This is a genomic window from Neptunomonas sp., from assembly GCF_016744175.1.
Taxonomy (GTDB): domain Bacteria; phylum Pseudomonadota; class Gammaproteobacteria; order Pseudomonadales; family Balneatricaceae; genus Neptunomonas.
This window is the reverse complement of sequence record NZ_JADGEV010000078.1, coordinates 1-9,425: the sequence shown is the minus strand read 5'-3', so window position 1 is coordinate 9,425 and position 9,425 is coordinate 1. Positions and strand designations below refer to the sequence as shown.

Here is a 9,425-nt window from a genome sequence, read left to right as displayed (position 1 = left end):
GGCAAGGTAGCGACTATTTGTCGGGAGGAGCTGGCGATGACCGCTTATTCGGTGGAGAAGGGAGTGATACTCTTCATGGAGGCTCAGGTGAGGACTTCTTGAATGGAGGTGGTGGTAATGATGTTTATGAGTATAGAAAAACTGATGGAAATATAAGCATTAGTGAAAGTGCTTTTACAAACGAAGTTTTAAAGTTTTTAGATGATATTGCGCCAGCAGATTTATATTTAAAACGGAATAGCGAAGATCTACTTATTAATTACCAAGGTAGCTCAATTGCAATAAGTAGCTTTTTTGATTCTGAGTTTAGTATCACTTTCATGGATGGTACAAGCTGGAATACACAAGATGTAATTAATCATCTTGACGATACTAATTATAAACCACATGTGAATGATGACATTCTTCCATATAGTATAAATACGGGCGAAACTATTAATATTGCTGTCCAAGATATATTGGCTAATGATTCTGATTCTGATGGGGATGCGTTGCAGGTTATTTCTGTAGAGTCTTCTTCGGGTGATGTTTCTTTGAATGAGGCTGGCAATACTATTAACTTCATCGCAGGTAATGATTTAGACGATGGGGCTATAAATTACACCGTTTCTGATGGTAATGGTGGTGTCTCTGATGGAAACATTATATTCAAGATGAAGACAGTGATTAATGGGACTGAGGCCGGTGAGCAGTTAGTTGGAAAATACGGAAGTGACCACATCCATGGGCACGCTGGAGACGATGTTATTTTCGCCTTTGGCGGCGATGATGAGCTTTATGGCGGTTCCGGTGATGACCAGCTTTACGGTGGCAATGGCTCTGGCAGTAACAGCGGAAATGACCTTCTTGTTGGGGGTGAGGGAAATGACACCCTCAGGGGTGAAGATGGAGACGATACTCTATTGGGTGGCTCTGGTAATGACCACTATTACTATAACGCTGGTGATGGTGTAGATGTTATCGATAATGTTGGAGGAGGCTCTGATTGGCTTTTGTTCAATGGTGGTATTTCTCGGGAGCGGTTGTCGTTCTCACAATCAGGAGATGACCTAGTTATTCGCTTGGATAATGATGAAAGCCAGCAAGTCAGTGTGTTAAATCACTTTTTAGGGGGCGAGCATGCGATCAGCTATGTGCAGCCTTCAGATGGCGGTTATGCGATGAGTGCAAATGAGATCGCGGGAATTATTTCAGGTAGTACTGGTGATTCGGGTGGTTCTGCTGAAGAGGAACCAGAGACTTCTAGTGAGACGGGCTCTGCTGACACAGGCACAGATCCAGCAAGTAGTAATAACAGTAATTCATTTGCTACAAATCTCGACGGTAGTGATTCTCTAATGGGCGGTGCCACACATGATGTATTAGTGGCGGGCAAAGGAGATGATACGCTATCCGGCATGGTCGGTAATGATCGCTTGCTGGGTGGAGCGGGTAGCGACGTTTATATTATTGGTGCCAATAGTGGCAGTGACACGATAGTTGATACCGAGGGCGTTAATACCATTCGCTTTGTCGATGGCTTGAGTTTTAGTGATGTGGCAAGTGGTTTGATGAGCTCTGGGGATGACCTTATTTTACGCATTGGTAGCAATGGCGACCAAGTGCGTATCGAAAACTTCTTTGTTGTTGCTAATACTTTTGAAAAGCTGGAATTCGAAAGTGGTGGAGAATTAACCGCTACGCAATTGTATGGTGCTTTTGGTAGAACGGCTCCTGTTGCTACAGTACTTTCAGGTGAAGAGTTTTTTGGAAATGGGAAAGACAACACACTAATTGCTGGTGGGGGTAACGACATATTATTAGCCGGATCTGGTGATGATTCTTTATCGGGGTTGTCGGGTGATGATCAGCTCTATGGTGGTGCGGGCAACGACACTTACGTGATTGGCTTAAACAGCGGTAAAGATAAGATGATCGATACACAAGGAGCTAATGTTATCCGCTTTATCGATGGAATCACTTTTAATGATGTGGCAAGTGGATTGATGAGCTCAGGCGATGACCTGATTTTACGTATCGGTAGTGGTGGAGATCAGATCCGTATTGAAAACTTTTTTGCCGTTGCAAACACGCTTGATAAGCTGGAGTTTGAAAGTGGCGGTGAATTAACGGCTGCACAGTTATACGGAGCTTTTGGTGTAACAGCACCAATAGAGACAGTAACGATAACCGATGCGTTAAGTAGCCGAGATATTTTAGGGGATAGCGCTGGCAATACTTTGTTTAGTGGTGCCGGGGATGATTTCTTATCGGGGGGGGAGGGTAGTGATACCTATGTATTTAATGCAGGCTTTGGAGTCGATATGCTCGAAAATTATGATACCCAATCATCGGATACTGATATCGCAAGATTTGAAGATGTGAACCCTGAAGACCTATGGTTTAGCCGTACAGGAGATCATCTGCAAGTTGATGTGGCAGGTACTGATAACCAAGTCACTATTAGTAACTGGTACGAAGGGGCTGATTATCAACTTGACCATATTGAAGCAGGTGATTCTGTACTACTCAATAATCAAATAGATCAGTTGGTGTCTGCGATGGCCGCTTACGGTGCGCCCAGCGGAGCGGGAAATGATATACCTCAGGCTACAAAAGAGGGCTTGCAGGTTGTGTTAGCGCAAAGTTGGCAAGTTAGTTAAGTACTTATCATGTAGTAAGTAGGGGCCTTCACTAAGGCCCCTTTTTTATTCCTTAGCCAATTCTGCTTCAATTAATTTAGTTTGAGCAGAATCTAGCCACTCGCGGCCACCCATAAAGGTCATTACGCTGCGGCCTTCTTTATTTAATAGAAAGCTCATTGGTAAGCCTCTGATACCCAGTGCCATAAAGGAGACGCCTTGTTTATCTAATAAGATAGGAAAGGTTAGGTCTCTTTCTAATAAGAATGCTTCAACCGACTCCGCTTCTTCCCCTGCATTAATGGCGACAACTTCAAAACCCTGCTCTTTGTATTTTTGGCGTAATAGCTCCATTGATGGCATTTCTTTTACGCACGGTGGGCACCACGTTGCCCAAAAATTGAGTAGCACTACTTTGCCGCGAAACTCTGCCATGTTGACTTCTCGGTCTTCAAGATTAGGAAAGGTCAGTTTGCTGAACATCATGCTGTCGTCGGCGTATGTGTAGCTGGAGATGAGTAGTAAGAGGCTGAGCATTAAGCGGCGAAGGGCCATGATGAATCTCCAGTGAGTAAATCTAATAAGCAAATAGAGCGCTTAAACTCATAAATGGTTCAATCAATTGTGCCTGTTAATGTGTTTCAGGCTCAAAGGTTTGTTTTTTAACACAGGTTTATTGATAAAAACCAGAACAGTTCTATGTATTGGGTAACTGTATATGATTTTTTACATAATGCTGAATCTGTAATGCTAATAATTTTCAGCTTACACTGTTTGTATGCTTTAAATCGAGCTGCTGTATTTGACGTTATGCTTACAAAGAGAGGTTGCTAATTACCTGCGCTCGCAATGTTCATATGAAGTAGGAAGGTAGCACGTGTTGTGTTAGCTTAAAAATGACTTTTGGTATATGTAAGCTTAACAAAGACAATGGGTTACATCAGGTATAAAAGGAAAAGAGATGAAATTAGCATTTATCGGTCTGGGAACAATGGGCTCTCCAATGGCGGGGCATCTGCAGAAGAGTGGGCATGAGGTGACTGTTTATAACCGCACAACAGCAAAAGCTGAAAAGTGGGTAGAAACATATGGCGGTGCTCTGGCCGTTACGCCTGCCTTAGCTGCTAAGGGCGCTGAGATCGTTATTACGTGCGTTGGCAATGATAATGACTTACGTGAAGTAACCCGTGGTAGTGATGGTGTCTTATCAGAAATGGCACCGGGTACCTTGTTAATTGACCATACAACGGCGTCTGCCGAAGTTGCGCGTGAGTTAAGCCAAGTGGCTACTGGCCAAGGCATTGGTTTTCTTGATGCGCCAGTATCAGGGGGACAAGCGGGCGCAGAAAATGGTGCTTTAAGTGTGATGGTTGGTGGTGATCAAGCGTCCTATGATATAGCTGAGCCTGTTATGCAGGCTTATGGAAAATCAATACGTTTGTTGGGTGAGGCTGGGAGTGGCCAGTTAGCAAAAATGGTTAATCAGATTTGTATTGCCGGTGTAGTGCAAGGGTTATCTGAGGCGGTACACTTTGCTAAACAAGCAGGCCTAGATGGAGAGCAGGTATTTGATGTGATTCAGCATGGTGCTGCGGGTTCTTGGCAGATGATTAATCGCCATAAAACCATGATTGATGATGTATTCGATTATGGTTTTGCCGTTGATTGGATGCGTAAAGATCTGGGTATCACCTTAGATGAAGCTCGCCGTAACGGAGCGCAATTACCGGTAACTGCTTTGGTTGATCAGTTTTACGCTGAAGTGCAAAGTATGGGTGGTGGGCGCTGGGATACATCTAGTTTAGTAAAACGGTTTGATGCAGATCAATAAATTGTTACAATTGCGCCAAAATTTAATTATGTATTAGACTGAAGGTATAATTATATGTTTGGCGTTGATAAGTACAGCTTGATCTCTTTTGCACCTAGCGTAGCCGTTATTGTTGTTTGTGTAGCATTGGTTTTTGTTGGTGTGAGTGTATTGAAAAAAGTAATGGTACAGGATGCTGAGAAAGCAGCTGCACGCGACGCTGAGTAGTCATTGTAAGCAGTTATCAATATTTGTTGATAACTGCTTGTCTATTTATGGTTTTCTACAACTCCCTAAAATCTAAGATATAAGCCTCAAACGTAATCCGGAACATCTAAGGTGCTCCCGTGATCACTACCTGTTACCCCTGCCGTAGAAATAACGGCAGTTACGCATCACTGTACCGCTGCATGAAAATGGCTTGCACAATTTGCAGCCGCGCTTATCTGAGTTCTTAAAGCGACATCCAAGGGTAAAATTATCATGGTTGTTGGTGAATAGACATGTGCATTTATTAGAAGAAGGTATTGATTTAGCTATACGTGTAGGTCAGTTGATTGAACACCGTTGTATTACCGATGACAGCATAAGCCAACCGACTCGCTGGATGTACAAAACAGAGAGAGGTAAAAAGCATGTGACAGTGTCTTCTGATATAGGAGTGAATAATGCCGAGCTCGTTGCCGATTTTGCTGTAGATGGTTTTGGTGTTGCCTACCTACCTGATTTTTTAGTGAAAGAGCACATTGCAAGCGGACGATTAGTTCGCATTTTACAGTCGTATGAAATTGATCCAGTCCCCGTGTCTTTGGTGTATTCCATGAATCGGATGATGAGCCCTGCGTTACGAGCATTAATTGATTTCATGTTAGAAAACCCTCAGGCCTAGCCTTTGCATTAAGGTGCAAAGCGTTCTTTTTGTAAGGGCGTAGGCCAGTTATCTCGTACAATAAAACCCCGGCTGGCTTCATGCCAGCATTGAGCTTCTCTATCCCATCGTACACACGCCAGCATTTTAGGTTTGTTATCTGCGTGGACTTGTTGTTTCATCAGTTCAAATGTTAAAGGGTTGAGCGTGTCGTAATGCTTAGTACCTCCTATCCAGTGCCAGCGAGGTAAAATTACAAAGCGAATGTCTGGTTCATCTTGCAGATTATCAATTTGATTTTGAAACAGCCACCAGCCTCGTAAATGTAGTGGGTTGAGTAGTGGGTTTGGGCATATGAACGAACGCCAGTTATGGTAAGGATAAAATAATATCCCTGTTAAGAGTAACTGACGTATTTTTGGAGAGGCGAATCCCATGTGGTGGATAGCCTGCAAAGCGGCAGGAGTATTGCTTAGGGGGAGTTGGTGTTCAACTAAACGTTTCCATTTTTTATCCAGCCTATCTTTGCCTCCTGGGCCTATAAAGCTATCTAGGCTGTTTTTATCTCCCGTATAAAGATAAAACTTAATCGCGAGCTCTAAATGAACACAGCTTCCATTTGAGTTTTTATAGAGGCAGTCTAACTCACCTAACGTACGACTTTCTCCTGTGATAACGAGGTTCCTTTGAAGTAATTTTTCTCCCTTGCTGTGTTTAAAAAGTAAAGCGATAGCATCTTCAAATTGCCGTCCTAAACGGTAAGTAGGAGGGGGTGAATAACTGGTTAGTGATGTTGGCATACCTTGTATACTTTGAAGATGCGTATTCGGTGTAAACATTTCAATATCTGTTGAGCCGCTGACGATAGATTCTGAGAAAAAAAGCCATTCCAGATCTTTCTTAATATCAATAACTAACCTGTCTTTCACTGGTACAATACTCATATTAATGATTCACATCTGTAATGTTCTTCCCTAAAGTATATTACTATGGATGCCTCATCAAAAAGTGATAATCAATGGCTGCCAGTAGGTAAGTAAATGAGTGAAATGACAAATACAGAGCAGAGAGCACAAAGGCGCTTTCCGCTGCTATCAGATACCAATATAAATACCGTATTAATGAACGGTGCGCAAATCGCTTTATGTAAACTTAAACGCGCCCGTAACTTCGATGCGCGCTTATATTTTTATGCAGAAATAAGTGCGTTTCTTGAGGTGTCTTTATCACGTGGTGCTGGTATATCTGATGACACCCGTGTGCGTCTTGAAGAGGTTCACCGTGAAGCAACACACATTCATATGGACGCAACCAAGGCATCAAGAGCTGTAAATAACGATTAATAACCTCTATGTGTAATAGTAAATTTTATGCCTGAAGCCATACCTGAGACATCCACTCAAGAAGCTGATCCTTCGAGTGATGAAGACACTCCCGTATTTGATAGTAAGGCATTTTTGGCGCGGTTAACGCCTCGGCCAGGTGTTTACCAAATGCATAATGCGGTGGGGGATTTACTTTACATCGGTAAAGCAAAAAATCTCAAAAAGCGTGTGAGTAGTTATTTTCGTACCACGGGGCTTACGGTAAAAACTAAAGCGCTCGTAAGTCACATAGCCAACATAGAAATAACGGTTACCAATAGCGAGACAGAAGCGCTGTTGCTAGAGCAGAGCCTGATTAAAGAGTATCGGCCACCCTACAATATCCTGCTAAGAGATGATAAGAGTTATCCGTATATCTTTGTTTCTGAAAAAGAAGATTATCCGGTACTTACTTTTCATCGTGGTACAAAGCGAAAAAAAGGTCGATATTTTGGGCCTTTCCCAAGTAGGGCCGCCGTCAATGATAGCCTTAATATACTGCAAAAGATTTTCCGTATCCGCTCATGTGATGATGCCTTTTTCCGTAATCGTTCACGCCCTTGTTTGCAGTACCAAATTAAGCGCTGCAGTGCACCGTGTGTTGAAGCCGTATCAGCACAAGCTTATGCAGAAGATATTCGCCATGCATCTATGTTTCTTGAAGGTAAGAGCCACGCCATCATGAAAGAGTTGGCTATACAGATGGAGGCCGCGGCTGCAGGGTTAGATTTTGAGCGGGCGGTTGTCTATCGAGATCAGATTAGCAGCCTTCAGCTTATTCAAGAGCAGCAGTATGTGTTTGGTGATAGTGGTGATGCCGATGTGATTGGTTGTGCTATACAGCCCGGTGGTGTTTGTGTGCATGTTTTGTTTGTACGTGGCGGCCGGATTGTCGGTAGTAAAGCACTGCATCCTAAAGTGTCGATTGAAGATAGCGAATCAATGGTGCTGTCGGCTTTTATTGCACAATGGTATATCGGCAGTGCTAGGGAGATTCCGGACCAAATTATTTTCACACATGACTTAGAAGATCAAGATTGTATTGAAGAAGCGCTAACAGAACAGCGTGGTAAAAAAATTAGTTTAAGCTCACGGGTAAAAGGTGAGCGTGCAGGGTGGAAAAAACTAGCATTAACCAATGCAGAACAGCATCTGGGTAGCCATCTAGCAAGCAAGCAGAATATCTATAAACGTTTTATGGCCTTGCAAGAAGTATTTGCACTAGAAGAAGTGCCTAAACGATTGGAGTGCTTTGATATATCACATAGTTCGGGTGAGGCTACTGTCGCTTCATGTGTTGTTTTTGATCGCAACGGCCCACTAAAAAAAGACTACCGAACATTCAATATTGAAGGCATAACCGGTGGAGATGACTATGCTGCTATGCATCAAGCGCTGATGCGCCGCTATACGCGTATCAAAAAAGGAGAGGGCGTGTTACCCGATATACTATTAATTGATGGGGGCAAAGGGCAGGTCACGCAAGCGATAAAAGTGCTAGAAGAATTGCAAATTACCGAAGTGCAGATTATTGGGGTAGCAAAAGGAACCAGCCGAAAAGCAGGTTTTGAAACACTGATTATGGCCGAAACAAATCAGGAGGTTGTGCTAGCCTCTGATTCAGCCGCGCTTCATTTGATTCAGCATATACGTGATGAGGCGCATCGCTTTGCCATTACTGGGCACAGAGCACGACGCGGAAAAGCACGTAATCAATCAAAACTAGAAGGTATTTCTGGCGTAGGCCCGAAGAGAAGACGTGAATTACTCAAACATTTTGGCGGAATTGCAGCAATTGAACGTGCCAGTGTTGAAGAAATCGCAAAAGTCACTACCATAAGCCCAGCGCTAGCCGATGAGATTTACGCAGCGTTGCATCCAGAAGCCTGATCTCGGAGTTGTCAGCATATATGCTGTTATCGATGAACATACCAAATTTACTTACATTGCTACGAATTGGCCTGATACCTGTATTAGTGCTTTGCTATTATTTACCCTACACCTGGGCCCCAATGGCCGCAGGTGCTATCTTTGCAATCGCAGCAGTAACCGATTGGTTAGACGGCTATTTAGCACGCAAATGGGATCAATCATCAGCACTGGGGGCGTTTCTTGACCCAGTAGCCGATAAGTTAATGGTTTCTCTTGCTCTTGTGTTACTGGTCGAAACGTTTGCGCAACCCTGGATGACTATCCCAGCGATGATCATTATCGGGCGCGAAATAGTCATCTCGGCTCTTAGAGAGTGGATGGCTGAACTAGGAAAAAGAGCCAGTGTTGCGGTGTCTAACATTGGTAAAATAAAGACAGCACTGCAAATGGTATCTATCTTCGCTTTAATTTCTTTTGAGCCGTTTTCCACAATGTCGTGGGCGGGGGTGGCCGCATTATATGCGGCGGCTTTACTAACGTTATGGTCGATGATTCTTTATATAAAGGCGGCGTGGCCGGATTTAACAGAAGAACTGTAAGTGGTTAATCTTTAAGCAAAAAAAGAAATGCACAACAAGGTTGACACCACCTCAGATCTCTCTATAATACGCCCCACTGTTGTACAGGGCGGGAATAGCTCAGTTGGTAGAGCACGACCTTGCCAAGGTCGGGGTCGCGAGTTCGAATCTCGTTTCCCGCTCCAAGTTTAATACAGTATGTGATGGCGCGATGGCAGAGTGGTCATGCAGCGGACTGCAACTCCGTTAACGCCGGTTCGATTCCGACTCGCGCCTCCATTAAAATCAGTCACTTAGGTGGCTTTTTTTATG

General features: G+C 43.6%; 9 protein-coding genes and 2 tRNA genes. 9 read left to right on the top strand and 2 right to left on the bottom strand.

Features of this window, described 5'->3' with window-relative positions; genetic code table 11:
- A partial coding sequence (locus tag QZZ55_RS19440; protein ID WP_293269078.1) for a calcium-binding protein occupies positions 1-2,642 on the top strand: 2,642 nt, incomplete at its 5' end.
- A 45-nt stretch (positions 2,643-2,687) separates the two neighbouring features.
- Here QZZ55_RS19440 and QZZ55_RS19435 read toward each other — a convergent pair.
- A complete protein-coding gene (locus QZZ55_RS19435; protein ID WP_293269077.1) occupies positions 2,688-3,176 on the bottom strand; it encodes a TlpA disulfide reductase family protein in 489 nt (162 codons plus the stop codon).
- 406 nt (positions 3,177-3,582) lie between these two features.
- Here QZZ55_RS19435 and QZZ55_RS19430 point away from each other — a divergent pair, with 406 nt between their 5' ends.
- From QZZ55_RS19430 to QZZ55_RS19420, 3 genes are all read left to right on the top strand, one after another.
- A complete protein-coding gene (locus tag QZZ55_RS19430) occupies positions 3,583-4,452 on the top strand; it encodes an NAD(P)-dependent oxidoreductase (RefSeq protein ID WP_293269076.1) in 870 nt (289 codons plus the stop codon).
- Between the two features lie 54 nt (positions 4,453-4,506).
- A complete protein-coding gene (locus tag QZZ55_RS19425) occupies positions 4,507-4,659 on the top strand; it encodes a hypothetical protein (RefSeq protein ID WP_293269075.1) in 153 nt (50 codons plus the stop codon).
- Between the two features lie 166 nt (positions 4,660-4,825).
- Entirely contained in the window at positions 4,826-5,320 is a 495-nt protein-coding gene (locus tag QZZ55_RS19420; protein ID WP_293269079.1) for a substrate binding domain-containing protein, read from the top strand.
- A gap of 8 nt (positions 5,321-5,328) precedes the next feature.
- On the opposite strand, the gene QZZ55_RS19415 is transcribed toward QZZ55_RS19420, so the two are convergent.
- Positions 5,329-6,243, bottom strand: a complete 915-nt coding sequence (locus QZZ55_RS19415; RefSeq protein WP_293269074.1) for a DUF1853 family protein — start codon at positions 6,241-6,243, stop codon at positions 5,329-5,331.
- Between the two features lie 96 nt (positions 6,244-6,339).
- On the opposite strand from QZZ55_RS19415, the gene QZZ55_RS19410 reads away from it, so the two are divergent.
- The 5 genes from QZZ55_RS19410 to QZZ55_RS19390 all read left to right on the top strand — a co-directional run bounded on the left by QZZ55_RS19410 (position 6,340) and on the right by QZZ55_RS19390 (position 9,392).
- Positions 6,340-6,642 carry an excinuclease ABC subunit C gene (locus tag QZZ55_RS19410; protein ID WP_293269073.1) on the top strand — a complete coding sequence of 101 codons (303 nt, stop codon included), beginning with the start codon at positions 6,340-6,342 and terminating at the stop codon, positions 6,640-6,642.
- Positions 6,643-6,669: 27 nt separating this feature from the next.
- Positions 6,670-8,553, top strand: a complete 1,884-nt coding sequence (uvrC, locus tag QZZ55_RS19405) for an excinuclease ABC subunit UvrC (protein WP_293269072.1) — start codon at positions 6,670-6,672, stop codon at positions 8,551-8,553.
- Positions 8,554-8,585: 32 nt separating this feature from the next.
- The gene (gene pgsA, locus QZZ55_RS19400) at positions 8,586-9,134 is read left to right on the top strand and encodes a CDP-diacylglycerol--glycerol-3-phosphate 3-phosphatidyltransferase (protein ID WP_293269071.1); all 549 of its coding nucleotides are present in this window, start codon (positions 8,586-8,588) and stop codon (positions 9,132-9,134) included.
- Positions 9,135-9,222: 88 nt separating this feature from the next.
- Positions 9,223-9,298 (top strand) — tRNA-Gly (locus QZZ55_RS19395).
- Positions 9,299-9,318: 20 nt separating this feature from the next.
- A tRNA-Cys gene (locus tag QZZ55_RS19390) sits at positions 9,319-9,392 on the top strand.
- Positions 9,393-9,425 lie beyond the last annotated feature (33 nt).

What these genes read in the sequence shown, in the direction of transcription:
- QZZ55_RS19435 (WP_293269077.1), bottom strand. Translation starts at nt 3,176, where the DNA reads ATGGCCCTTCGCCGCTTAATGCTCAGCCTCTTACTACTCATCTCCAGC.
- QZZ55_RS19430 (WP_293269076.1), top strand. Translation starts at nt 3,583, where the DNA reads ATGAAATTAGCATTTATCGGTCTGGGAACAATGGGCTCTCCAATGGCG.
- QZZ55_RS19425 (WP_293269075.1), top strand. Translation starts at nt 4,507, where the DNA reads ATGTTTGGCGTTGATAAGTACAGCTTGATCTCTTTTGCACCTAGCGTA.
- QZZ55_RS19415 (WP_293269074.1), bottom strand. Translation starts at nt 6,243, where the DNA reads ATGAGTATTGTACCAGTGAAAGACAGGTTAGTTATTGATATTAAGAAA.
- QZZ55_RS19410 (WP_293269073.1), top strand. Translation starts at nt 6,340, where the DNA reads ATGAGTGAAATGACAAATACAGAGCAGAGAGCACAAAGGCGCTTTCCG.
- uvrC (WP_293269072.1), top strand. Translation starts at nt 6,670, where the DNA reads ATGCCTGAAGCCATACCTGAGACATCCACTCAAGAAGCTGATCCTTCG.
- pgsA (WP_293269071.1), top strand. Translation starts at nt 8,586, where the DNA reads ATGAACATACCAAATTTACTTACATTGCTACGAATTGGCCTGATACCT.